This is a genomic window from Roseomonas gilardii subsp. gilardii (assembly GCF_023078375.1).
Lineage (GTDB): Bacteria > Pseudomonadota > Alphaproteobacteria > Acetobacterales > Acetobacteraceae > Roseomonas > Roseomonas gilardii.
In genome coordinates this window covers 2,746,414-2,772,033 of record NZ_CP095554.1, presented here as the reverse complement: position 1 = coordinate 2,772,033, position 25,620 = coordinate 2,746,414, and the positions used below count along the sequence as shown (strand labels likewise).

The following is a 25,620-nucleotide window of genomic DNA, read 5'->3' as shown; positions in this document are numbered from 1 at the left end:
CGGGCGCGGCGCCCGCGCCAGGGCGGGCCGCGTCCCTAGCTGGCCCCGGCACCGCCCGGACGCAAGCCGCCCCTCCGGAAGGCGCCCCTCCGGAAGACGCCCCGCGTCAGGCGGTCACGCGCCCTTCCACCGGATAGGCCGGGTCGGTGTAGCCCGGGGTGGAGGGGTGCCCGGCCGGCACCAGCTTATCCACCAGCGCCTCGTCCTCCGCCGTGAAGCGATAGTCCAGGGCGCCAAGATACTCGGCCCATTGCTCCTCGGTGCGCGGTCCGGCGATGGGCGCGGTGACAAGCCGGTTGTGCAGCAGCCAGGCCATGGCGAACTGGCCGGGGGTAATGCCCCGCGCCTGGGCGTGCCGCGCGATCTCCTGGGCGATCTCCAGGCTTTCACGCCGCCATTCGGTCTCCATCAAGCGCTTGTCGGCACGTTCCGCCCGCGTGCCCGCCGCCGGGGCGGCGTCGGGGCGGTACTTACCCGTCAGCACCCCACGCGCCAGCGGGCTGTAGGGCGCGACGCCCAGGCCGAAATGCGCGCAGGCCGGCAGGTGCTCCACCTCCGCCATGCGGTTCAGGGCGTTGTAGAGCGGCTGGCTGACCACGGGCCGGTCGATGCCCGCCGCGTCGCAGAGGCGGCAGATTTCCGCCAGGCGCCAGGAGCGGAAGTTGGAGACGCCGAAATGGCGGATCTTGCCGGCGCGCACGAGGTCGGCCATGGCGCGGACCGTCTCCTCCAGCGGCGCCGCGTGGTCCTCCTTGTGCAGGTAGAGGATGTCGATCGCCTCCACGTCCAGGCGGCGCAGGCTGGCCTCGGCGGCCAGGATGCAGTGGCGGCGCGACAGGCCGCGGTCGTTGGGCCCCTGCCCCGTCGGGTTGGCGAGCTTGGTGGCCAGCACCCACCAGTCGCGCTCGCCACGGATCAGGCGGCCGGTGATCTCCTCGGAACGGCCGTCATTGTAGACATCCGCCGTATCGATGAAGTTGATCCCGGCCTCCCGCGCGCGGCCGGTGATGCGCCCGGCGACATCCTCCCCGGCCTGGCCGCCGAACATCATGGTGCCGAGGCAGAGCGGCGAAACCTTCAGGCCGCTGCGGCCGAGCCTGCGATACTCCATGGGGGTCCCTCCACCCTGTCGTGCCGCCGCGATCCTAGGGCAGGCGGTCCGGAATGCCGATCCCGGCCAGGCCACGATGCTTCAGCGGAACCTGAATTCGCAACTATAGGTTGTTATTAACAATAGATTTTCCTGCACAATTCTTTCGTTTTCGATCTGGTCGGTCGCCGATTCTTTCCCGATAACCGCCATGCATCGGTGGCCGGGGACGGGGTGGATACCATGGCAGGCAGTTTCAACCCGGACGGGACCCTTCTGACCGGCCCCATCGACACCGATGACCGTCTGGACATCATGGCAGGCCAGACCGTCACGATCAGCGGCGCCGTGGCGGTGGGATCGCTGGCGGATGCGGGGCATCTGATCCTGCCCCGCGGCAGCACGCTGGAACTCGCGCACAATGGCAGGACGGACAGCGCGGAGATCGGCGGCAGCCTGGAGATCGCCGGGACGGCCACGATCGCCAACGGGCGCTTCCACGTGGCGGATGGCGGGGTGGTGGCGCTGGCGGGCGGCTCCCTGGTCTGGTCCCTGCTGGTCGGCGGGAATTTCCTCGCTCCGCAGACCTATTCCAAGAATCCTTCCATCACCGTCGATGGCACGTTGCAGGGCAGCGGCATGGTCGGCGGCGGCGCCACCTTCGCGCGCGGCCTCTCCGCCTTCTGGACGATCGAGAACAACGGGCTGATGTCCGCGCAGGGCGGGACGCTCACGGTCTTCGCCCAGACCTTCACCAACAACGGCACGCTGGAGGCGCAGTCGGGCGCCTCGCTCACGCTCTATACCAACTCGGTGGTCAAGGGCACGCTGATCGCCCATGACGGCGCGACGCTGACGGCGGGCGGCTCCATCGATCCCGACGCGCATATCGTGCTGGATGGCGAGACCTCGGCCATCAAGGGCACGCGCTGGTATTCCGGCCCCGTGACCTTCACGCTGGAAGGCATCGATCAGTACGGGATCAATGGCTACAACGGCAACATCAACCAGATGGGGCTGACCCGGATCGGCGCCGCCGGCAGCCTGGAGCTGCAGAACGGGCGCGACTTCCACTCGATCAACACCATCGCCGACAATGGCAGTATCCTGCTCGGCGGCGGCGATTTCGATTCCGCCGGGCTGACCATCGGCGCGACCGGCAGCTTCACTGGCCATGGCAGCCTGGGCGGGGCGCTGGTGAACAACGGCACCATCACCGCACAGGGCGGGACGCTGGTGATCGACAGCGCCAGCATCACCGGCACGGGCGGCTTCGCAATCCAGGCCGGGGCGGAACTCAGCCTCGGCGACCGGGTGGCGGAGAATGCGGCGGCGGGGATCGGCACGCTCGGTGCGGGGGTCATCATGCGCTTCCTCGGCGCCACCGGGGTGCTGAGCATCGAGGATGCCTGCGATTTCCATGCCTCCGTGGCGGGCTTCGGCATCGGCAACGGCATCGACCTGATGAACGAGAGCATCGGCTTCGGCATGCTCAACGCCAATGGCACGGTGAGCCTTTATGGCAGCGGGGCGCAGGCGGGTGAGCTGGTCGCGGTGCTGTCGATGACCGATCTGCGCTCAGGCCATTTCGTCACGGTCGCCAGTGACGGCCATGGTGGATCGCTGATCGGGCTGAGCGACAGCGATCCCGGCCTCGTGCATCTGGTCCAGGGTGGTGCCGGGGCCGACCGGCTGTCCCTGGGCGGCTATGCGCTGAGCCATGTCGATGGCGGCGCGGGCCATGACCGGCTGGATCTGGGCGCCATTGGCCTGCGCGGCAGCGATGTCGCGGTGCAGGCGGATGGCAGCCTCCTGCTGCATGCCGGCGGCGCGACCGCGGTGCTGCGCGATGTCGAGGAGGTGCGCTTCGCGGATGGGCGGATGGTCTTCGACACGCATGATCCGGCGGCGGAGGTCATGCGCCTCTATGGGGCGGCGCTGGGGCGCTCGCCGGACCAGACCGGGCTGAACCACTTCATCGATGCGCTGGAGGGCGGGCAGAGCCTGGCCGGAATCGCCACCGGCTTCCTGAACAGCCCGGAATTCGCCGCGCGCTATGGCCAACTCGACGACACCGGCTTCGTCACCCGCCTCTACGCCAATGTGCTCGGGCGCGCGCCGGATGCGGAAGGGCTGGCCTTCCACACCGGCAGCCTCGCCCATGGCCTGTCGCGCGAGGATCTGCTGGCCGCCTTCTCGGAAAGCCCGGAGAACGTCGCCCGCACCGCACCGGTGGTGCAGGCGGGGATCTGGGATGCGGACGAGACGGCCATGCAGGTTGCCCGTCTCTACGACGCCACCTTCGGCCGCCATCCGGATCTGGGTGGGCTGCAGTTCTGGACGGAGAAGGTCGAGAGCGGCAGCCTGGCGCTCGCCGGCGTCGCCCGGGGCTTCGAGGGCAGCGCGGAGTTCCAGGCGGGCTATGCCGGGCTGGACAATGCCGGCTTCGTCACCCGCCTCTACGAGAATGCCCTGCACCGGGCGCCGGATGCGGGCGGGCTGGCGAACTGGACCGCGAGTCTCGATGCGCATCTCCTCAGCCGCGCCGGGGTGCTGCTCGGCTTCTCGGAGAGCGCGGAGCACCAGATGCTGACAGCCGAATTGACAGGCGGAACCTCCGGGCACGGCATCGCCTTCGCCTGACGCCGGGTCATGCGGGGCGCGCCGGCATGAATTGACGGCCCCGCGGCGCCGGGCGCACCCTCCCGGGAAAGACCGGCGGCCCAGGCCGCGACGGGACGAGGGGGAGAAGGATTCATGCCGGAACGCAGGCAGGTCGCGCGCATCGCGGGTCTGGGAGCGCCGGTGCTGCTGTCCTGGGCATTGCTGTCCTGGGCTTTGCCCGGCACCGTCCGGGCCGCGGACGGCCCGGCAGCGCAGGAGAAGGACTGGATCGCCCGCGACTTCCGCTTCAGCAACGGCCGGACCATGACCGAGATGCGGGTCCACTACGCCACCGTCGGCGATCCCTTGGGCGAGCCGGTACTGGTGCTGCACGGCACGGGCGGTTCCGGCACGGGACTGCTGAGCCCCGTCTTCGCGGGGGAGCTGTTCGGCCCCGGGCAGGCGCTGGATGCGCGGAAGTACTTCGTCATCCTGCCCGATGCGATCGGCGCGGGGAAATCCTCGAAGCCCTCCGACGGGCTGAAGGCGGATTTCCCGTCCTACGACTATGACGACATGGTGCGGGCGCAGTACCGGCTGCTGACGGAGGGCATGGGCATCCGCCACCTGCGCCTCGTCATCGGCAATTCCATGGGCGGCATGGAAAGCTGGGTCTGGGGCATCACCCATCCGGGCTTCATGGACGCGCTGGTGCCCATGGCCTCGCAACCCACGCCGATGGCCGGGCGCAACTGGATGCTGCGGCGGATGCTGATCGAGACGGTGCGGGCCGACCCGGCCTATCAGGGCGGAAACTACACGGCACAGCCCCCGTCGCTACGGATGGCCAACACCTTCTTCGACATCGCCACCAATGGCGGCACGCTGAATCTCCAGGCACGCGGCGCCACCCATGCCGGGGCCGACCGGTATGTGGATGAGAGGCTGGCCCTGCCCGCGCCGCGCGATGCCAATGACTTCCTCTATCAATGGAACGCCTCGGCGAACTACGATCCCTCCGGCAAGCTGGAGACGATCGAGGCGCCGGTCCTCGCCATCAATTCCGCCGATGACGAACGCAACCCGCCGGAAACCGGCGTCATGGCCGAGGCCATGAAGAAGGTGCGGAACGGCCGGGTCTTCCTGATCCCCGCCAGCACGGAAACGCGCGGCCACGGCACCACGGGGATGGCGAAGTTCTGGGCGGCGGAGCTGAAGGCGTTCCTGGAACAGGTGCCGCGCCGCGCACCGTGACGCCCCCTTTCCTGGCGGAGCGGCCGGCACCGTCACCGCCGGTCCCGGCTTCTCCGCCTGGCCTGCCGCACAGCCTCTTTTCCACGTCGCGAAGGGACCCCTCGCCCATGTCGGATTCCGCCGCCGAAAGCCACCGCTTCCGCAACGCGCCAACCATCCGCGCCCCGCGCGGGCCGCAGCTCAGCGCCCGGCACTGGACCACCGAGGCCGCGCTGCGGATGCTGATGAACAACCTCGACGACGAGGTGGCGGAACGGCCGGAGGAGCTGGTCGTCTATGGCGGCATCGGCCGCGCCGCGCGGGACTGGCCATGCTACGAGGCCATCACCGCCACGCTGCGCCGCCTGACGGAGACGCAGACCCTGCTGGTGCAGTCGGGCAAGCCGGTCGGCGTCTTCGAGACCCATGCCGACGCGCCGCGCGTGCTGATCGCGAATTCCAACATCGTGCCGCACTGGGCGAACTGGGAGCATTTCTCCGAGCTCGATCGCAAGGGGCTGATGATGTACGGCCAGATGACGGCCGGTTCCTGGATCTATATCGGCTCCCAGGGCATCGTGCAGGGCACCTACGAGACCTTCGCCGAGGCCGGGCGGCAGCATTTCGGCGGCAGCCTCGCGGGCCGCTGGATCCTGACCGCCGGGCTCGGCGGCATGGGCGGGGCGCAGCCCTTGGCGGGTGTCTTCGCCGGGGCCTGCGTGCTGGCGGTGGAATGCCAGCCTTCCCGCATCGAGAAGCGGCTGCAGACGCGCTACCTCGACGAGAAGGCGGAGGACCTCGACACCGCGCTCGCCATGATCCGCAGGGCCTGCGACGAGAAGCGCGCCATCAGCGTCGGGCTGCTCGGCAATGCTGCGGAGGTCTTCCCGGAGCTGGTGCGGCGTGGCGTGGTGCCGGATATCGTCACCGATCAGACCTCGGCGCATGACCCGGCGAACGGCTACCTGCCCGCCGGATGGACACTGGACCAGTGGGCGCATGGGCGGGAGCGCGACCCGCAGGGCGTGGCCGCGGCGGCGAAGAAATCCATGGTCGCGCATGTGCAGGCGATGCTGGACTTCCAGCGCATGGGCGCGGCCGTGCTCGACTACGGCAACAACATCCGCCAGATGGCGCAGGATGAGGGGCTGGAGGGTGCCTTCGGCTTTCCGGGCTTCGTGCCCGCCTATATCCGCCCGCTTTTCTGCCGCGGCATCGGCCCCTTCCGCTGGGTGGCGCTGTCGGGCGACCCGGAGGACATCTATCGCACCGATGCCAAGGTGAAGGAGCTGATCCCCGACGATCCGCACCTGCACCACTGGCTCGACATGGCGCGGGAGCGGATCGCCTTCCAGGGCCTGCCCGCCCGCATCTGCTGGGTCGGGCTGGGACAGCGGCACCGGCTGGGCCTCGCCTTCAACGAGATGGTGGCGAAGGGCGAGTTGAAGGCCCCGGTGGTGATCGGCCGCGACCATCTCGATTCCGGCTCCGTCGCCTCCCCGAACCGGGAGACGGAGGCGATGCGCGACGGTTCCGACACGGTCTCCGACTGGCCGCTGCTGAACGCCCTTCTCAACACCGCCTCCGGCGCCACATGGGTGTCCCTGCATCATGGGGGGGGCGTCGGCATGGGCTATTCGCAGCATGCGGGGATGGTGATCGTGGCGGATGGCACGCCGGAGGCGGAACGGCGGCTGCGGCGCGTGCTGTGGAACGACCCGGCCACGGGGGTGATGCGCCATGCCGATGCAGGCTATGATATCGCCGTCGATTGCGCCCGGGAACAGGGCCTCGACCTGCCGATGCTCGCCGGAGACCGCTCATGATCACACCGGGACAGGTTCCTCTCGACGCTCTGCGCGCCGTCATGGCAGGCGGGGTTCTGGAGCTTCCCGCCGGCTGGGAGGCGCCGATGCGCGCCTCCTGCGACGCGCTCGCCGCGCGGCTGGCCGCCGGGGACACGATGTATGGCGTGAACACCGGTTTCGGGAAGCTCGCCAGCACGCGGATCAGCGATCCGGACCTCGTGCAGCTCCAGCTCAACCTGATCCGCAGCCATGCGGCGGGGGTGGGCGAGCCGCTGCCGGAGCCGGTGGTACGGCTCGTTCTGGCGCTGAAGGCGCTCTCCCTGGCGCGCGGCGCCTCGGCGGCGCAGCCCTCGACGGTCGAGGCGCTGCTCGCCCTGCTGAACGGCAATGTCCTGCCGGTGATCCCGGCGCGGGGCTCGGTGGGCGCCTCGGGCGACCTCGCTCCCCTCGCCCACCTGTCGCTCGTCCTGATCGGCGAGGGCCAGGCCATGGAACTCGGCGCCGCCGTGCCCGGCGCGGTGGCGCTGAAGCGGCTGGGGCTGAAGCCGCTCGCCCTGGGCCCCAAGGAAGGGCTGGCGCTGCTCAACGGCACCCAGGTCTCCACCGCCCTGGCGCTCGCCGGGTATTTCGCGGCCGAGGACCTGTGGCGTACGGCGCTGGTTTCCGGGGCGCTCAGCACCGAGGGTGCGCGGGGCTCCGACACGCCCTTCGACCCGCGCATCCACGCGCTGCGCGGACAGGAGGGACAGATCCGCAGCGCCGCCCTCCTGCGCGCGCTGATGGCGGGCAGCGCCATCCGCGACAGCCACCGCGAGAACGACCCGCGGGTGCAGGACCCCTATTCCCTGCGCTGCCAGCCCCAGGTGATGGGCGCCTGCCTCGACACGCTGGAGCATGTGGCGAAGATCCTGGCGCGGGAGGCCAATGCGGTCACCGACAATCCGCTGGTGACGGAGGACGGTGCGGTCCTGTCCGGCGGCAACTTCCATGCCGAGCCGGTGGGTTTCGCGGCCGATCACCTCGCTTTGGTGCTGGCCGAGATCGGCGCCCTGGCGGAGCGGCGCATCGCCCTGCTGGTCGATCCGGTGCTGTCCGGCCTTCCGGCCTTCCTGGTGAAGGAAGGCGGGCTGAATTCCGGCTTCATGATCGCCCAGGTGACGGCGGCGGCGCTGGTGGCGGAGAACCGCGCCCTGGCCACGCCGCGCAGCGTGGACAGCCTGCCCACCAGCGCCAACCAGGAGGACCATGTCAGCATGGCCACCGGGGCCGGGCTGCGGCTGGCGCAGATGGCACGGAACCTGACCGACATCCTGGCCATCGAACTGCTCTGCGGCGCCCAGGCGGTGGAGTTCCACCGGCCGCTGCGATCCTCGCCATTGCTGGAGCGGGCGCATGCGCTGGTGCGCAACGTGGCCGAGCCCTGGGAACGCGATCGCCAGATGGCGCCTGACATCGCCGCTGTTTCCCGCCTGATCCAGAAGGGCGGATTCGCGGACCTTTGCCCGGCCGCGTGAGCAGCGCCCCCCTGGGTCAGTTCCGGGGATCGGCCTTCGCCCGGAGGGGCTCCGCCAGCATCGCGACGATCTCGCCGGCCGGGCGGGGCGGGCTGAACAGGTAGCCCTGGCCTTCCTCGCAGCCCAGGCGCAGCAACATCTCGTGCTGCTCCGGGGTTTCCACACCCTCGGCCAGGGTGATCATGCCCAGGCTGGTCCCGAGGCTGATCACGGCCTGCACGATGGCGGCGCAGTCCTCGCGCCCGCCCATGTCGCGGACGAAGGACTGGTCGATCTTCACCTTGTCGAAGGGGAATTTCCGCAGGTAGCTGAGCGAGGAATAGCCTGTGCCGAAATCGTCCAGCGCGATCCGCACGCCATGCCGGCGGAGCTGGTGCAGGGCGCGCAGCGTGTCCTGCGTGTCCTCCAGCAGCACCGTCTCGGTCACCTCCAGCTCCAGCCGGTCCGGCGGCAGGCCCGAGTGTTCCAGGGCGCCGAGGATCTGCTCCACCAGCATCTCCCCGGCGGCGAACTGGGTGGCCGACAGGTTCACCGCCATCTTCAGGTGCGGTGGCCAGGCCGCGGCCTGGCGGCAGGCTTCCTCCAGCACCCAGGCGCCGATCGGCACCATCAGGTCGCTCCGCTCGACGAAGGGCATGAACTCCGCCGGCGAGACCAGCCCGCGATGCGGATGGCGCCAGCGGATCAGTGCCTCGAAGCCGACCACCTCGCCGGTGCGGAGACGCAGGATCGGCTGGTAGAACAGCTCGAACTCCTGCCGGGCCAGGGCGCGGCGCAGATCGGCATCGAGCTGCCGCCGGGACAGCATGGCCTCTTCCATCTCCGGCTCGAAGAAGCGGAAGCACCCATGCCCCTCCGCCTTCGCCTGGTAGAGGGCGAGATCGGCCTTGCGCAGCAACGTGTCCTCGTCCCCCACCTCACCGGGCAGAAGCACCGCGATGCCCAGGCTGACGCTTAGCTGCAAGGTCTCCCCTCCCAGGCGGCAGGGCAGGCTCAGCTCCTTGATCAGGCGCTCCGCCAGCATGGCGGCATCCTCCGGGCGTTCCAGCCCCGTCTGCAGCACGGCGAATTCATCGCCGCCGAACCGTGCCACCGTGTCGGTGCCGCGCAGGCAGCGCCGCAGCCTCGCCGCGGTCTCCCGCAGCACGGCGTCCCCGGCGAGATGGCCCAGCGTGTCGTTGATCTCGCTGAAATGGTCGAGATCGAGATAAAGCAGCGCGCAGCCCTCGCCGCGCCTGGCCCGGGCCACAGCGGCGCTCAGCCGCTCGCCGAACAGGTTGCGATTCGGCAGGTCGGTGAGCACGTCGTGGAGCGCCATATGGGCAACCCGTGCCTCAGCGGAACGCCGGGCGGTCACGTCCTTCAGCGTGGCGATCCAGCCCCCGTCGGACATCTGGAGCAGGTTGACCGACAGGGAACGACCATCCTCCAGCTCCCACAGGAAGGTCCGGTGGGCGCGGCCGGCCGTGCTGTCCTCCGCCGATCCGCCCGGACGCGGATCGGTCCGGAGATGAGACCGGAAATTCCGCAGGTCCTGCCGGGTCAGGGTGCCACCCGCCAGCGCGGCCGCGAAGAGGCGGGACACTGGATGCCCGACGAGATCCGTGCCGTTCGGCAGGCCCAGGATCACCGAAAGGCGGTGGTTGGCCACCTGCAGGATGAGCGCCGCATCCACCATGCAGACTCCCTGCACCAGATTGTCCAGGGCGACGCCGAAGCGCATCGCCTGGAGGGAGCGGTCATACTCCGCCCGCTCGCGCTCCCGCAGCAGTTGCATCTCGGCGCGGCTCTCCGCCGCCTGGGCCTGGGCGATGCGGGCTTGGTTGCGCAGTTGCCGGTGCCCGAGCAGTGCCATGCCGAGCACGCCGGCCTCGGCCAGCAGCGCCGAGCCCAGGAGGAGCCACAGCTCTTGCCGCCATTCCTGGAGCAGCGCGTCCCGCGTGCGGCTGACGGCGATGATCAGGGGATTGAGCTCAAGGGAGTGCAGGACGATCAAACGCGGCTTCTCGCCAAGGGCGCTCCACGCCGGCAGGATCCTGACCTCGCCGGGCTCCGGCTTCAGAGTGATCCACGACGTTGCGGTGCCGTCCGCTCCGACACCCAGCGGCGGGAAGCGCGAAAGCAGCGCGCCGTCCTGGTGGATCAGGGCGATCGCCATGCCGGGCAGCGTGGCCAGCTTGGCGTAGAAATCCTCGAAGTAGCTGATCGGCATGGCCACCAGCACGAAGCCCAGGAGATCTCCCTGGGTGCCAAGGATTCGGCGGCCGATCCAGATCCGCCGGCCCTGCCCTGCCGGCCCTCCGGACGGATCGCTGGTGATTCTGTCCCTCCCCTCCAAGGCTGCCGGGCCGGAGAGCCAGCCTTGCGGCAGGGGTGGGCGTGGCCGATCCCCATCCACCACATCCAGGACAAGATGGCCTGACCGGTCATAGAGGCCGATGGTCTCGATCTGCGGTAGGCCGGCGACCCAGTCCCTGAGGCGGCGCGTCAGCTCCGGCGCGGCGGCGAAGCGCGTCAGATCCTTCTTATCCTCCACGCCGCGCTCACGCAGGCTGTCGGTGATGCTTTGATTGATCAGTTCGATCGACTGGAAGGCGCGGTCCGCCTGCTCGGAAAGGGCCAGCGCCAGGCGTTCCAGGTCCCGCGTCCCGGTGGCGATGGCGCGCTCCCGCAGATCCAGTGACAGGAGGAAGGCGATGGCCGCGATGGCGAGGGCCAGCGCCAGGCTTTTCGCCATCAGGAGTGTCCGGGGGCGGGAGTCCGCGGCCTGGTCCTGCAAGGTGCGCTGATTCATCCACATGGCCCCACGGGGTGGGAAGACGACCGGCACCACCCGGGACATGGCGTGGTGCCGGCCGGCAAGGCGCGACCCATCTTCCGGGAGGACACTCCCGGGAAAGCTCGGTGCTGGACCACGATGCGACCAAAGGTTGCATCACAGACTGGCATTAAACTTGGATCATATCAACCTGATCGCCAACGCCGGTTTCAAGACCCCAGCATCACCTGTCAGTATCACAAGACGGTGCCAGCCTCCGGAGCCGTCAGGACGGAAAGCACGCCCGTGCGGGAGGTCCAGACGGCCTCGTGCATGGCGCGGGCCGCATCCGCCGCGCGCCCTTCCAGCATGGCCAACAGGAGACTCTCCCCCACCGGCGTGTCGGAGCCGCCCTGCCCGGGGCGGAGGAGCATCATGCGCCGCGACTCGTCCAGCAGGCGCCCGATCTGCTGCGATAGGCGCTCATTGCCGGACAGGGCCGCGACACGCCGGTGGAAGTCATGCCGCGCCTCCAGCCGCTCGGCGAATGTCGCCGCGGCCAGGGAGCGCTGCCGCGCCTCCGCCAGGGCCGTGTCACCCGACGCCACGCGCCCGGCCGCGCGGCGCGCCGCCTCGGGCTCCAGAAGGAGGCGCAGGTCGAAGACCTCGTGGATGTCGCGGATGGTCACCAGCGACACCACCCAGCCGCGCCGTGGCACAGCCTCGACCAGTCCTTCCTCCGCCAGCCGGGCGAGTGCCGCCCGGATCGGAGCCTTGCCGAGGCCGAGGCGCTGCGCCGTGCTGCCTTCCGCCAGGGTTTCACCCGGGCGCAACCGGCAGTCGATGATCTCTCCCCGCAGCCTGTCCATGGCCTGCCGGGTCAGCGAAGCAGCCGGCATGTCCGGGGTGGGTTCTGTCATGGCGCTGCCTCTTCAACTGACATGTCAGGAGAGGATTATCCCGGCTTCTGCCATGCGTCACAAGCCCGGCGCACAGCGCATAAAAAAACCCCGGCACCCTGCGGTGCCGGGGTCTTTCGATCCGCGGAAACGGATCAGCTATCCTTGAGCACGACCGCCTGACGGCCACGCTGTCCGTCACGGACTTCCAGCGCCACCTTCTGGCCCTGCTGGACATCCTGGACGCCCGCGCGCTGCAGCACGGAGGAGTGCAGGAACACGTCCTGGCCCCCATCGTCCGGCGTCACGAAGCCGAAGCCGCGCACCTGGTCAAACCACTTGACGGTGCCGCCGACGGCGTAGGTCGGGCCACCTTCGTCACGGCCGAAGTCACGGCGCGGCGGACGGTCGCCGAAATTGCCACGGGGTGCGCCACGGTCGCCGAAGCCACCGCCGAAGCCGCCACGGTCGCCACCGAAGTCACGGCGGGGCGGACGGTCGCCGAAGCCGCCACGGTCGCCGAAGCCACCACGCGGCGGGCCACGGTCGCCGAAGCCGCCGCCGAAGCCGCCACGGTCACCGAAGTCGCGGCGGGGCGGACGGTCGCCGAAATCACGGCGGGGCGGACGGTCGCCGAAGCCGCCACCGGCATGGCCGCCGGGACCCTTCTTCAGCTCGGTGATGCGGGTCACCAGGCGGCGTCCCTGGCGATCCGTGCCGATCTCGCAAACCAGCTTGTCGCCCGTCTCGGGGGGCTCGATGCCAGCCTCGGTCAGTGCCGATGCGTGGAAGAAAACGTCCTGGCCATCAGGGCCAAGCACAAAGCCGAAGCCTTTACGCCCGTTATACCACTTCACCTCGGCCTCGACGGCGCCGGTGCCACCCTGGGGGTCGTTGTCGGGAAACACTGTCTCTTTCGCCTACGCAACTTCCACGGCCCGACGGAATGCAGGACCGGTGCGATGATGGTCGCACGCGCTCATGCGGAAATCTAGCCGAAACGACAAAATGCGGAGTCAAGACATGCAATTTTACGTCGCGGCCATTCCGCCGCCCGCCCTGGATATCGGATGACCCCTGCGGCCCTCCGGCAACCGACTTTGGCGGCGCCCGCGACGGTGGCTGCGTGCACGCCTCCCGTCGCAGGCTTCGACCTCATAAAACCCTTAAGGGGCCGCGGAAGGTTTCAGCCGGCGTCCAGGAGGGCCCGCTTCGCCATCACCGTGACGAGGTGCGCCCGGTACTCGGCTCCGCCATGGATGTCACTGAGCAATTCATCCGGCGACTGCCGAATCCCCGCCACGGCATCCGGACTCCAGTTGGCGGCCAGGGCTGCCTCCATCTCGGACTGCCGGAAGACGCCGGGGCCGGCGCCGTTCACGACCACGCGCACCCCGGCCGGCCCCTTCGCCACGAAGACTCCGGTCAGGACATAGCGGGAGGCCGGGTTGCGCATCTTCGCGTAGCCCGCCTTCTCCGGCACCGGGAAGCGCAGGGCGACGATCAGCTCGTCCGGCTCCAGCGCCGTGGTGAACATGCCCTGGAAGTACTCGTCGGCCTCGATCTCCCGCCGGTCGGTCACGAAGCGGGCCCCCAGCGCCAGGGCGGCGGCCGGGTAGTCGGCGGCGGGGTCGTTGTTCGCCAGGCTGCCACCGATGGTGCCGCGGTTGCGGACCTGCGTGTCCCCCAGATGGCCCGCCATGCGCGCCAGGGCGGGAATCGCCTGACGGACCACATCACTGCCCGCGATGTCCGCATGGCGCGACAGGGCGCCGATGACCAGGGTGTCGCCGTCCCGGCGGATGCCCTTCATCTCGGCGATGCCGGTGAGGTCCACCAGCGCGGAAGGCCGGTTCAGCCGGTGCTTCAGTGCCGGCAGCAGGGTCTGGCCGCCGGACAGCGCCTTGGCGTCCGGATCGGCCAGGAGCTTCACCGCCTCCGCGAGGGAGGACGGCTTGTGATAGGCGAAATCGTACATGGCGCCCTCTCCCCTTACTCGGCCGCCGGGGCGAGGGCCGGCTTGCGGCCGTGCATCACCTGCTGCGCCGCGTCGATCGCAGCCACGATGTTATGGTAGCCCGTGCAGCGGCAGAGGTTGCCCTCCAGCCCGTGCCGGATCTCCGCCTCGGTCATGCCCTCCGGATGGCGGTTCACCAGGTCGATGGCCGACATCACCATGCCCGGCGTGCAGAAGCCGCACTGCAGCGCGTGGTGCTCGCGGAACGCTTCCTGCATCGGGTGCAGCGTGCCATCCGGCCCGGCCAGCCCCTCGATGGTGGTGACCTGGCTGCCCTGCGCCTGGACGGCCAGGACGGTGCAGGACTTCACGCTCTCCCCATCCACATGGACCACGCAGGCGCCGCACTGACTGGTGTCGCATCCGACATGGGTGCCGGTCAGGTGCAGCTTCTCCCGCAGGAGTTCCACCAGGAGGGTCCGGCCTTCGACCTCCACCGTATGCGCCGTGCCGTTCACGGTCAGTGATACCTGAGGCATCGCACCCCTCCCCCATCCCAGCTGCGTCGGATCGATCATGCCGGGCGAGAGTCCCGGCTTTCCGAAAGAGTCTGTCTCGCCGGCGCCCACGTCAAGCAGGGCGTTGATTGAGAACGATTCTCAGATGAAGTGGCGCTTGGCCCAGGAAAGGGTGGCGGATATGCGAACGGGGGAAAGGCGATGCCTTCCCCCCGTCGCGAGAAGCCCCGGGGCCGGTCCTCAGAGATAGGCCGGGACGTTCCGGGCCAGCGGGTTCTGCGATTCCGGCAGGTCGTGCAGGTGGCAGGCCGCGAAATGCCCGCTTTCCGTCGGCTTCAGCCGCGGCTCGTCGGTGCGGCAACGGTCGAAGACATAGGGGCAGCGGGTGTGGAAGCGGCAGCCGGACGGCGGGTTGATCGGGCTCGGCACGTCGCCCTTCAGCACGATCCGCTTGCGCCCCGCGCCGGGTTCCGGCACCGGCACGGCGGAGAGCAGCGCCTCCGTATAGGGGTGCTTCGGCGCGGCGAAGAGCTGCCGGCGCGGCGCCACCTCCACCATCTTGCCGAGATACATGACCGCCACGCGGTGCGTCATGTGCTCGACGATGGCGAGGTCGTGGCTGATGAAGAGCAGCGCGAGGCCGAGTTCCTTCTGCAGGTCCTGCAGCAGGTTCACGATCTGCGCCTTCACCGACACGTCCAGGGCCGAGACCGCCTCGTCGCAGATGATGAGGTCGGGCTCCGCCGCCAGGGCGCGGGCGATGCCGATTCGCTGCCGCTGCCCGCCGGAGAATTCGTGCGGCCAGCGGTTGATGGCGTCGCGCGGCAGGCGGACCGTGTCCATCAGCTTGTAGAGCCGCTTCTCCAGGTCGTCGCTGCTCTTGGCCAGGCCGAAATTGCGGATCGGCTCGGCCAGGATGTCGCGCACCCGCATGCGCGGGTTCAGCGAGGAGAAGGGGTCCTGGAAGACCACCTGCATCCGCCGCCGCATCTTCCGCAGCGTGCCGAGCGGCATGTCGTCGATGCGCTGGCCGTCCAGGATCACCTGCCCCTCGGTGATGTCGAAGAGGCGCAGGATGGCCTTGCCCACGGTGGACTTGCCGCAGCCGGACTCGCCCACGACGGACAGCGTCTCGCCCCGGTTCACCGAGAAGGAGACGCCGTCCACGGCATAGACATAGCCCTTCACCCCGCCGAGCAGGCCGCCGCGGATGGGATAGTGCTTCTTGAGGTCGACGACCTCCAGGATCGGCGTGCCGCTCATGCCGCGAGCGCCTCCTTCTCCGCATAGTGACAGGCCGCGAGATGGCCCGGCGCCTTGAGCTCCAGCGCCGGGGCGACCTTGCGGCAGAAATCCGTGGCGTAGGAGCAGCGGCCGGCGAAGACGCAGCCCTGGATCTTCTGCTTCAGACTGGGCACCAGGCCGGGGATCTCGGCCAGGCGCTCCGTCTCTCCCGTGAGGGAGGAGCCGAGCTTCGGCACGGCGCCGAGCAGGCCCTGAGTGTAGGGATGCTTGGGCGCGCGGAACAGCTCGCCCACCTCGGCCTCCTCCACCTTGCGGCCGGCATACATGACGATCACCCGCTCCGCGACCTCGGCCACCACACCCAGGTCATGGGTGATCAGCACGATGGCGGCGCCGACGCGGTGCTTCAGGTCGCGCATCAGGTCGAGGATCTGCGCCTGGATCGTGACGTCGAGCGCGGTGGTCGGCTCGTCGGCGATCAGCAGCTTCGGGTTGCAGGCCAGCGCCATGGCGATCATGACGCGCTGGCGCATGCCGCCGGAAAGCTGGTGCGGGTACTCCTTCACCCGCCGCTCCGCCGCCGGGATGCCAACCAGCTTCAGCATCTCGATGGCGCGCGCTTCCGCCTGCCGCCGGTTCATGCCCTGGTGCAGGCGCAGGCTCTCGCCGATCTGCCTGCCGATGGTCAGCACCGGGTTCAGCGAGGTCATCGGCTCCTGGAAGATCATGCTGATCTCGTTGCCACGGATGTCGCGCATCTCGTGGTCCGGGAGCTTCAGCAGGTCCTTGCCTTCGAAGCGGATGGCGCCGGCGATCTTGCCCGGCGGCTCGGGGATGAGCCGCAGGATGGACATGGAGGTGACCGACTTGCCGCAGCCGGACTCGCCCACGATCGCCACCGTCTCGCCGGCATTGACGTGGAAGCTCAGCCCGTCGACGGCGCGGTTCACGCCGCCATCGGGGGTGCGGAAATGGGTCTGGAGGTTCTCGACTTCGAGAAGAGCCATGTCAGGTCAGATCCTCTTGGCCGCGCGCGGGTCGAGCGCGTCGCGCAGGCCATCGCCCAGCAGGTTCACCGCCAGCACGGAGATGGACAGGAACAGGGCCGGGAAGAAGACGATATAGGGCTTCACCTGCCAGAGGGCGCGGCCCTCCGCCATGATGTTGCCCCAGGACGGGATGATCGGCGGCGTGCCGGCGCCGATGAAGGAAAGGCTCGCCTCGATCAGCATGGCGGCGGCGCAGATATAGGTCGCCTGCACCGTCATCGGCGCGATCGTGTTGGGCAGGATGTGGCGCCAGATGATGACCGGCGTGCGGGTGCCGGAGGCGATGGCCGCGTCCACATAGGGCTGCTCGCGCAGCGAAAGCACCACGCCGCGCACGAGGCGGGAGACGCGCGGGATCTCGGCGATGGTGATGGCCAGCACCACATTGCCGACCGAGCCGCGGCTGAGCGCCATCAGCGCGATGGCCAGCAGGATCGAGGGGATGGACATCAGCCCGTCCATCACCCGCATGATGATGCTGTCGGCCCAGCGCACGAAGCCGGCGAAGAGGCCGATGGCCAGCCCGATCACCGAGGCGAAGAAGGCGGTGGCGAAGCCCACGATCAGCGAGACGCGGGTGCCGTAGAGCACGCGCGAGTAGACGTCGCGCCCCAGCATGTCCGTGCCGAACCAGTACATGGCCGAGGGTTCGCGCGTGCGGCGCGCCGGGGCCAGGGCGGTCGGATCCACCGTCCAGAGATAGGGGGCGAAGATGGCGATGAAGACCAGCAGGGCGAGCAGGAAGCCGCCCAGGGCGATGGTCGGGTGGCGCCGGATGAAGCCGATCGCGCCCTTGCGGACCTTCGCGACCGGCATGACGTCCGGCATCTGCGGCGCGGCCGCGGTGCTCCGCGGCTCGAGGACGGAGGTGCTCAATAGCGGATCCTCGGATCGAAGAGGGTGTAGAGCAGGTCGATGCAGAGATTGACCAGCACGTAGGTGAAGGAGAAGAGCAGCACGACGCCCTGGATGATCGGGTAGTCGCGGCGCAGGATGGCATCCACTGTCAGGCGGCCGAGGCCCGGAATGGCGAAGACGCTCTCGGTGATCACCGCGCCGCCGATCAGCAGGGCGATGCCCAGGCCGATCACCGTCACGATGGGCACGGCCGCGTTCTTGAGCGCGTGCAGGAACAGGATGCCCGTCTGGCCCACCCCCTTGGCGCGGGCGGTGCGGACGTAATCCTGCTGCAGCACCTCCATCATCGTGGCGCGGGTGATGCGGGCGATCAGTGCGATATAGGCACTGCCCAGCGCCAGGGAGGGCAGGATCAGGTTGGCGAACCAGGGGCCGATGCCCTGGGACAGCGGCGTGTAGCCTTGCACCGGCACCCAATCCAGGCGCAGCGCGAAGAAGTAGGCGAGCAGGTAGCCCACCACGAAGGTCGGCACCGAGAAGCCCAGCACCGCGAAGCCCATCACGAAGCGGTCGATCCAGGAGCCCGCCTTCCAGGCTGCGACCACGCCCATCGGCACAGCCACGGTGATGGCGATCAGCAGGGTCAGCACCATCAGGGACAGCGTCGGCTCGATGCGCTGCGCGATCATCGTGCTGACCGGCAGGTTGGTGAAGATCGAGGTGCCGAGGTCACCCTGGATGATGTGCCAGGCCCATTCGCCGAAGCGCACCAGGAAGGGGCGGTCCAGGCCGAGGGTGGCGCGGATGCGCTCCACATCGGCGGGCGTCGCCTGGTCGCCGGCGATCACCGCCGCCGGATCGCCCGGCGCGAAATAGAGCAGCGAGAAGACGAAGAGCGCGACGATCACCATCACGGGGATCGTCGCCACGATCGGCGGAGGATGTACGAGAACATGGACCCTTATGCCTTGGAAACGCCCCAGAAGACAGGGAACGGTGCCTGCACCACGCCGGAGACGTTCCGCCGCCATGCCTGGTAGGACAGGAAGAACCCGGTGGGGGCGTAGAGGCCCGCCTCCACCGCCGCGATGTTGAGCTTGTCGATGGCCGCCTTCTCGGCCGCGAAATCCGGCGCGGCGAACCATTCGTCACGCGCCGCCTCGACCGCATCCGATTTCGGCCAGCCGAACCAGGCGCCGTCGCCATTGGCGCGGATCGGCGTGTAGGCCGCCGGGTTGATGCAGTCTCCGCCGGCATGCCAGGTGTGGAACATGTTCCAGCCGCCCTGGCTCGGCGGCCCCTTCACCGCGCGGCGGGAGCCCACCGTGCCCCAGTCCGTCGCCACGAAATCGAGCTTGAAGCCGATGCGCTGCAGCAGGTCGGCGGTGACGTCGCCCTGCGCCTTGGTGATCGGCTGGTCCTGCGCCACGATGCAGGTGACGGGGCGGCCGTCATAGGAGGAGGCGGCGAGTAGCTTCCGCGCCGCCTCGATGTTGCGCATCTTCAGCATTTCACCGCCCGCCTCGGTATAGAGCGGCGTGCCGGGGGTGAAGTAGCCGGCCATCGGCTTCCACAGGCTGTCGTCGTTGCCGACGATCGCCTTCATGTAGTCTTCCTGGTCCAGCGCGGTCATCACCGCGTGGCGCACCTTCACGTCGTCGAAGGGCGGCTGCGTGTGGTTGAAGCGGAAATTGCCGATATTGCCGAGCGGATCGGCGATATCGACCAGGATGTTGCGGTTGGCCTTCAGCACCGGGATCAGGTCGCTGATCGGGCTTTCCCACCAGTCGATCTCACCGTTCTGCAAGGCGGCGGAGGCGGTGGCGGCGTCGGGCATGACGATCCACTCGATCCGCTCCGCCAGCGCCTGCTTGCCGCCGGCCAGCCAGGAGCCGGGCTCCTGCCGCGGCCTGTAGCCGTCGAACCTCACGAAGACCGCCTTGGCGCCCGGCACCCATTCCTCGCGCAGGAAGCGATAGGGGCCGGAGCCGACATAGTCCTTGATCTGCTCGAAGGGGTCGGTCTTCGCGATCCGCTCCGGCATGATGAAGGCACAGGGTGCGTTCACCTTGCCCAGGGCGAGCAGCATCTTGGGATAGGGCTTCTTCAGCGACCAGCGGATGGTGCGGTCGTCCACCGCCGCCAGCTCGTTCTGCAGGGCCCGGATCATCTGGCCCATCGGGTCGCGCACCGCCCAGCGGTTCAGGCTGGCCACCACGTCCTTCGCCAGCACCGGCGCGCCGTCATGGAATTTCAGCCCCTCCCGCAGCCGGAAGGTCCAGAGCAGGCCGTCCGGGGTGACCTCCTCGCCTTCCGCCATCTGCCGCTGCGGCTGGAGCTTGCTGTCCACGCCGTAGAGCGTATCCCAGACCAGGGTGGCGGCGTTGCGCACCACATACTGGGTGCCCCAGATCGGATCGAAATTGGCGAGGTTCGCCTGAGGGACGAAGCGCAGCGTCCGCGCCCCCGCGCCCTGCGCCAGGGCGGGGGCGGAAAGGCCCGCTGTCGCGGCAGCGATGCCCAATCCGGCGCCAGTCCTCAGGAACGAACGTCGATCCATCGATAACGAATCTCCAAAGCGGCGCCCGGGAGAGCGGCCATACGGGAAAGGCTCCGGTCAGGAACGGCGAAAGCCGTGCCTGTTGGAACCTTGCCGTCAGCCAGCACAATGCGTGCCACCCCCGGGCCACCCGCCGCCTGAAACGGTCGTGGGGAGCCGGAGAAGCGTCACCTTCCTGACAGGAAGCTTAACACGAGGCGCCATGGTGTCCGCGAGGGGAAAACGGTTGCTCCTTCACGGAAAAATGTCGCCAGTATTGCTCAAACGTGACGAAAAGGAGGATATTTATCCTCGTGCATTTTCTGAGGAAAACGGAGCAGCGCGCTGTTCTGGAAGAAAATACCAGCGAATTCCTGTGCCGTTCCAGTATTGGCCTGGAAGGCGGGGCCAACGGCCCCTGGCACAGCCCCTTCAAGGAAAGGGGCCATGCCCTCCGGGTCAGGCCGTGCGCTGCACGTTCCAGAAAAGCGGCATGCCCTTCAGGACGCCACTCAGGGTGCGGCGATAGGCGGTGGCCTGGAAATACTGGCCCAGAGGAAGGTAGGGCACGTCCTCGAACGCCTGCTTCTGGATCTCGGCCGCGAGCTTCTTCTGGGCCTCCAGGTCCGGCGCTTCCAGCCAGGCGTTGCGCAACTCCTCCAGCTTCGGCGCGGTCGGCCAGCCGAACCATGCCTTGTCGCCATTGCCGCGCAGGGACTGGCTGACGCCCGGGTTGAACAGGTCGAGTCCGGCCCAGAAGGTGAAGAAGACGCTCCAGCCGCCCTTGGACGGGGGCTCGCGGCTGGCGCGCCGCTGCACCACGGAGCCCCAGTCGGTGGAGATGAACTCCACCTCCATCCCCGCCTTCTTGAACATGTCGGCGCCGACCTGGGCCAGCGCGTTCAGCGAGGGGAAGTCCGAGGCGGCGATCAGGGTGATCTTCTCGCCCTTGTAGCCGGCCGCCTTCAGATCGGCCTTCACCTTGTCGTAGTCGCGCGGGCTGGTCAGCGCCTCCATCCCGGCATCGCTGGCCATGGGCGTATCCGGCGGGAAGAAGCCGACCTTGTCACGCCACAGGCTGCGGTCCTCGCCGATCACCGCGGTCATGAAGTCCGCCTGGTTCACCGCGCCGAGCAGGGCGCGGCGGATGGCCGGGTTGTTGAATGGCGGATGGAGCTGGTTGAAGCGGCAGATCCCCACCAGACCGGTCGGGTCGGGGATCTCGACCACGATGTTGCGGTCCTTCCGCAGCACCGGCTGGAGGTCGGCGGTGGGCTGTTCCCACCAGTCCATCTCGCCATTGGTCAGGGCGTTGGAGGCGGTGGCCGCGTCCGGGATCACCATCCATTCGATCCGGTCGAAATGCGCGACCTTCGGCCCGGCGGTCCAGCTCGGCGTGCCGTCCTTGCGCGGCACATAGCCTTCGAAGCGCTTGTAGACGATCTTCGAGCCGGGCACCCGCTCCTCGGCCACCCACTGGAAGGGGCCGGAGCCGATGATCTCCTTCACCGGCGTGGCCGGGTCGGTCTTGGCGATACGCTCCGGCATGATGAAGCAGATCGGGGTGGAGGGCTTGCCCAGCGCATCGAAAAGCAGTGGGAAAGGCTTCTTCAGCCGGAAGAGGATGGTCTTCTCGTCCGGCGCCGAGAGCTCCTCCGTGACCGCCATCAGCGCCTGGCCCAGCGCGTCGCGTGCCGCCCAGCGGTGGATGGAGGTGACGCAGTCCACCGCCTTCACCGGCTGTCCGTCATGGAACTTCAGCCCGTCGCGCAGGGTGATGGTGACGCGGCGGCCATCCTCCTCGACCTTGTGCCCCTCCGCCATCTGCGGCTGCGGCTTGTAGTCCTCGTCATAGCCGTAGAGCGTGTCCCAGACGAGGAAGCCGTGGTGGCGGGTGACATAGGCCGTGGTGACGATGGGATCGACCACGGCGAGGTCGGCCTGCGGGATGAACTTCAGCACGCGCGGCGCGGCGGCCCCAGGGGCGGCAGGCGTGGCTGCGGGCTTCGCCGCCTGGGCATAGCCGTCCTTCGGCAGGGCGGAGGCCATTCCGGCCAGGGCGACGCCGGCCAGGAGATCACGGCGGAACATCGGACAACCTCTCCAGATGTCGGGTTTGTCACGGAGGGAAGCCTGCCCCCGGACGCGGCGCAAGCCCCCGCCTCCGTAACGGAACGTATTGCCCGCCGCTTGGCTTTCACGCGCTGCTCGCCTATTGCCCTGCGTCATGGAGGCCAGCCTTGCCACGACCGACCGAAACGGACCGGAGATCCGGGCCGTGCTGAGGCAGATGTGGCGCTTCGGCGTGGTCGGCGGCATCGGATTCGTGGTCGATTCCACGGTGCTCATGGCGGCCATCGCCCTTGGCGCCGGCCCTTATGGCGGGCGGGTGCTGTCCTATCTCGCGGCGGCCACCACCACCTGGGCACTGAACCGGGCCTGGACCTTCCGCGGCCGCGGCGCCGGGCCGGCGCACCGGCAATGGGCGCGCTTCCTCCTGGTGAATCTCATCGGCTTTGCCCTGAATTACGGAACCTACGCCCTGCTCCTGTCCAAACTGCCGCTGGTCGCGGCGCACCCCGTGCTCGGCGTGGCCGCCGGCGCGCTGGCCGGCATGGGCGGGAACTTCGCCCTGTCCCGCCGCTTCGTCTTCACCGACCGATGACGGAACCCCGCATCGCCGTGCTCGTCCCCTGCCGGGACGAGGAAGCCGCCGTGGGCGAGGTGGTGCGCGGCTTCCGCGCCGCCCTGCCCGGGGCCACCATCTATGTCTATGACAACAACAGCACCGACCGGACGCGGCAGGTCGCCGCCGAGGCCGGGGCGGTCGTGCGCTCGGAAAGCCAGCCCGGCAAGGGCAGCGTGGTCCGGCGGATGTTCGCCGATATCGAGGCCGACGCCTATGTGCTGGTGGATGGCGACGGCACCTACGACGCCTCGGCGGCGCCGGAGATGGTGCGGCGGCTGCTGGAGGAGCGGCTGGACATGGTCACCGCCATCCGGGTGGATGAGAGCGTGGGCGCCTACCGCCCAGGGCACCGCTTCGGCAACCTGATGCTGACCGGCATGGTCCGGCTCGTCTTCGGCGACCGGATCACCGACATGCTCTCGGGGTACCGCACCTTCTCGCGGCGCTTCGTGAAGTCCTTTCCCGCCCTGGCGAACGGCTTCGAGACGGAAACCGAGTTCACCGTCCATGCCCTGGAACTGCGCCTGCCGGTCGGCGAGCTTGCCACCCCCTACCGGGAGCGTCCGGCCGGCTCGGCCTCCAAGCTGCACACGATCCGCGACGGCATCCGCATCCTGCGCACCATCGCCGCGCTGGTGCGGCGGGAACGCCCCCTGCCCTTCTTCGGCGGCCTTGCCGCGCTGCTCCTGCTGCTGGCGGCGTTGCTGATGGTGCCGGTGCTGGAAACCTATCTGGAAACCGGGCTGGTGCCGCGCATGCCGAGCTTCCTGGCATCGGTCGGGCTGACCATCCTGGCCTGGCTCTCGATCGCCTGCGGCCTGATCCTGGACACCGTCACCCAGGGACGGCGGGAGGCCAAGCGGATGGCTTATCTTTCGATTCCGTCACGATATTGATTCCATCACAGAATTAATACAAACTCTCGTGAGGTCGTCCTATACTAGCGGTTGTACTCGTTAACCTTTAGGAACCTTTTCGTTGGTATTGGACTACCCCACGACCCACTGTGCCCCCGCCTCCTCCCTGGAAAGGAATTCCGTATGACACTTCCCAAGGAGATCCGGGAAAAGGACACCGTGTTGTCGCGGGCATTGGCCGCCTGCCGCCAGCAATTCGTGGGCGTGGCCCTGTTCAGCGGCGTGGTGAACGTGCTGCAGCTCACGATTTCCCTTTACATGATGCAGGTCTTCGACCGGGTCCTGGCGACGCGCAGCACCGACACGCTGCTCTGGCTGACCGTGGTCGCGGGCAGCGCGATCCTGCTCCTCGCGGTGCTGGAAGGTGTGCGCGGGCAGGTGATGCAGCGCGCCGCCGGCTGGATCGAGGCCCGGGTGGCGCCCGAAGGGTTCCTGCGCGCGCTGGAGGCCCAGTTGCGCGGCCGGACCTACCGCACCGAGGCGCTGCGGGACCTTTCCCTGGCCCGCAACTGGCTCGGCAGCCCGGCGGCGCTCGCGCTCTATGACGTGCCCTGGGTGCCCATCTATCTGGCGGTGATCTTCCTGCTCCATCCGCTGCTCGGCTCGGTGGCCCTGGGCGGCGCCGTCCTGCTCTTCCTGCTGACCCTGCTGGGCGAGGCGGTGACCTCCCCCCTGCTGAAGCAGGCGGGCACGGCCAGCCTGCTCGCCAACCGCCGGGCGGAGATGCTGATCCGCAACGCCGAGGTGATCGACAGCATGGGCATGGCCCCCGCGGTGCTGCGCCGCTGGCGGGAGGCCGTGGCCGAGGGCACGCCGCAGCAGGAGCGCGCCGCGAACCGTGCGGCGCTGCTGATGTCGGTGACCAAGTTCACCCGGCTGGCCCTGCAGATCGCCATCCTGGGCCTCGGCGCCTGGCTGGTGCTGCGGCAGGAGCTGACCTCCGGCGCCTCCATCGCGGGCTCGATCATCATGGGCCGCGCCCTGGCGCCGGTGGAGCAGATGATCGCCGGCTGGAAGGGGCTGGTGCAGGTGCGCCAGGCGCTGAACCGCCTGAAGGCCTTCCTGGCGCTGCCGCGCCTGCGGCCGGCGGGCATGCCGCTGCCGGAGCCCAAGGGCCGGCTGGTGGCCGAGCGCCTCGCCTATGCGCCGCCGGGACAGACGGCTGCGGTGATCAAGGGGCTGAGCTTCACGATCGAGGCGGGGGAGAGCGTGGCCATCATCGGCCCCTCCGCCGCCGGCAAGACCACGCTGGTCCGCCTGCTGATCGGCACCCTGGCACCAAGCGCCGGCGCCGCGCGGCTCGACGGGGCGGATGTCTCCACTTGGCTGCGCGAGGATCTCGGCCGCCATCTCGGCTATCTGCCGCAGGATGTGGAGCTGTTCGAGGGCAGCGTCTTCCGCAACATCGCCCGCATGGGAGAGGCGGAGCCGGAGGATGTCTTCGCCGCGGCGAAGCTGGCCGGCTGCCATGAGATGATCCTGCGCCTGCCGCAGGGCTATGACACCGAGGTCGGCGAGGCGGGGCAGCAGCTTTCCGGCGGGCAGCGGCAGCTCGTGGGCCTGGCCCGCGCGCTCTTCGGCCGGCCGAAGCTGCTGGTGCTGGACGAGCCCGACAGCAGCCTCGACGGCGATGCCGAGGCACGCCTGCTGAGTGCGTTGCGCGAGTTGCGCGGGCACGGCACCACCGTGGTGCTGGTGAGCCACCGTCCCGTCCTGGTCCAGGGCGTGGACAAGGTGATGCTGCTGCGTGACGGGCAGATCGAGGCCTTCGGCCCGCGGCAGGAGGTGCTGAGCCGCGTCATGGGCCCGCGTCCGGCCGTGGCCGCGCCGCGTGGCCCCACCCCCTGCCCGGCCAGCCTGGAGTTGCCGCATGAGCGCGAATATCGCCCTGCCGCCCGGCAGCGCCCTGACCCCCGCCCCGGCACAGCACCCGGGCCTGCCG

The 25,620-nt window shown here is 69.0% G+C and carries 18 protein-coding genes and 1 pseudogene; 7 read left to right on the top strand and 12 right to left on the bottom strand.

The annotated features are described in order from the left end of the window. Positions 1-106: 106 nt before the first annotated feature. Positions 107-1,111, bottom strand: a complete 1,005-nt coding sequence (locus MVG78_RS12580; protein ID WP_247551945.1) for an aldo/keto reductase — start codon at positions 1,109-1,111, stop codon at positions 107-109. 222 nt (positions 1,112-1,333) lie between these two features. On the opposite strand from MVG78_RS12580, the gene MVG78_RS12575 reads away from it, so the two are divergent. The 4 genes from MVG78_RS12575 to hutH all read left to right on the top strand — a co-directional run bounded on the left by MVG78_RS12575 (position 1,334) and on the right by hutH (position 8,249). After that, positions 1,334-3,733, top strand: coding sequence for a DUF4214 domain-containing protein (locus tag MVG78_RS12575; RefSeq protein ID WP_247551943.1), 2,400 nt, complete (start codon positions 1,334-1,336; stop codon positions 3,731-3,733). Between the two features lie 114 nt (positions 3,734-3,847). Next, positions 3,848-4,948, top strand: a complete 1,101-nt coding sequence (locus MVG78_RS12570; RefSeq protein WP_247551941.1) for an alpha/beta fold hydrolase — start codon at positions 3,848-3,850, stop codon at positions 4,946-4,948. Between the two features lie 107 nt (positions 4,949-5,055). Then, a complete protein-coding gene (hutU, locus tag MVG78_RS12565; RefSeq protein WP_247551939.1) occupies positions 5,056-6,753 on the top strand; it encodes a urocanate hydratase in 1,698 nt (565 codons plus the stop codon). Then, positions 6,750-8,249, top strand: a complete 1,500-nt coding sequence (gene hutH / locus MVG78_RS12560; protein WP_247551937.1) for a histidine ammonia-lyase — start codon at positions 6,750-6,752, stop codon at positions 8,247-8,249. Before hutU ends, hutH begins: the two co-directional genes overlap by 4 nt. Positions 8,250-8,265: 16 nt before the next feature. On the opposite strand, the gene MVG78_RS12555 is transcribed toward hutH, so the two are convergent. The 11 genes from MVG78_RS12555 to MVG78_RS12505 all read right to left on the bottom strand — a co-directional run bounded on the left by MVG78_RS12555 (position 8,266) and on the right by MVG78_RS12505 (position 22,163). Continuing rightward, positions 8,266-10,986, bottom strand: a complete 2,721-nt coding sequence (locus MVG78_RS12555) for a bifunctional diguanylate cyclase/phosphodiesterase (RefSeq protein WP_247551935.1) — start codon at positions 10,984-10,986, stop codon at positions 8,266-8,268. A gap of 278 nt (positions 10,987-11,264) precedes the next feature. Next, a complete protein-coding gene (locus MVG78_RS12550) occupies positions 11,265-11,927 on the bottom strand; it encodes a GntR family transcriptional regulator (protein ID WP_247551933.1) in 663 nt (220 codons plus the stop codon). Between the two features lie 134 nt (positions 11,928-12,061). After that, complete coding sequence (locus MVG78_RS12545) at positions 12,062-12,814, bottom strand: cold-shock protein (RefSeq protein WP_247551932.1); 753 nt, start codon at positions 12,812-12,814, stop codon at positions 12,062-12,064. 278 nt (positions 12,815-13,092) lie between these two features. Beyond that, a complete protein-coding gene (locus tag MVG78_RS12540) occupies positions 13,093-13,884 on the bottom strand; it encodes an FAD binding domain-containing protein (RefSeq protein ID WP_247551931.1) in 792 nt (263 codons plus the stop codon). 14 nt (positions 13,885-13,898) lie between these two features. Then, complete coding sequence (locus MVG78_RS12535; protein WP_247551929.1) at positions 13,899-14,402, bottom strand: (2Fe-2S)-binding protein; 504 nt, start codon at positions 14,400-14,402, stop codon at positions 13,899-13,901. Positions 14,403-14,621: 219 nt separating this feature from the next. Next, positions 14,622-15,644, bottom strand: coding sequence for an ABC transporter ATP-binding protein (locus MVG78_RS12530; protein ID WP_247551927.1), 1,023 nt, complete (start codon positions 15,642-15,644; stop codon positions 14,622-14,624). After that, positions 15,641-16,633 carry an ABC transporter ATP-binding protein gene (locus tag MVG78_RS12525; protein ID WP_247551925.1) on the bottom strand — a complete coding sequence of 331 codons (993 nt, stop codon included), beginning with the start codon at positions 16,631-16,633 and terminating at the stop codon, positions 15,641-15,643. Before MVG78_RS12525 ends, MVG78_RS12530 begins: the two co-directional genes overlap by 4 nt. A 6-nt stretch (positions 16,634-16,639) precedes the next feature. Then, entirely contained in the window at positions 16,640-17,551 is a 912-nt protein-coding gene (locus MVG78_RS12520) for an ABC transporter permease (protein ID WP_428480652.1), read from the bottom strand. After that, the gene (locus MVG78_RS12515) at positions 17,548-18,462 is read right to left on the bottom strand and encodes an ABC transporter permease (RefSeq protein ID WP_428480651.1); all 915 of its coding nucleotides are present in this window, start codon (positions 18,460-18,462) and stop codon (positions 17,548-17,550) included. Before MVG78_RS12515 ends, MVG78_RS12520 begins: the two co-directional genes overlap by 4 nt. Before the next feature lie 32 nt (positions 18,463-18,494). Continuing rightward, positions 18,495-20,093, bottom strand: a complete 1,599-nt coding sequence (locus MVG78_RS12510) for an ABC transporter substrate-binding protein (protein ID WP_247551923.1) — start codon at positions 20,091-20,093, stop codon at positions 18,495-18,497. 438 nt (positions 20,094-20,531) lie between these two features. Next, positions 20,532-22,163 (bottom strand): ABC transporter substrate-binding protein, encoded by a 1,632-nt coding sequence (locus MVG78_RS12505; protein ID WP_247551921.1) that lies wholly within the window; start codon positions 22,161-22,163, stop codon positions 20,532-20,534. Positions 22,164-22,350: 187 nt separating this feature from the next. Here MVG78_RS12505 and MVG78_RS12500 point away from each other — a divergent pair, with 187 nt between their 5' ends. From MVG78_RS12500 to MVG78_RS12490, 3 genes and pseudogenes are all read left to right on the top strand, one after another. Continuing rightward, the gene (locus MVG78_RS12500) at positions 22,351-22,737 is read left to right on the top strand and encodes a GtrA family protein (protein WP_247551920.1); all 387 of its coding nucleotides are present in this window, start codon (positions 22,351-22,353) and stop codon (positions 22,735-22,737) included. Next, complete coding sequence (locus MVG78_RS12495; RefSeq protein ID WP_247551918.1) at positions 22,734-23,657, top strand: glycosyltransferase; 924 nt, start codon at positions 22,734-22,736, stop codon at positions 23,655-23,657. Before MVG78_RS12500 ends, MVG78_RS12495 begins: the two co-directional genes overlap by 4 nt. A gap of 144 nt (positions 23,658-23,801) precedes the next feature. Then, a pseudogene (locus MVG78_RS12490) lies at positions 23,802-25,415 on the top strand (type I secretion system permease/ATPase); the annotation flags it as partial. Positions 25,416-25,620: the final 205 nt, after the last annotated feature.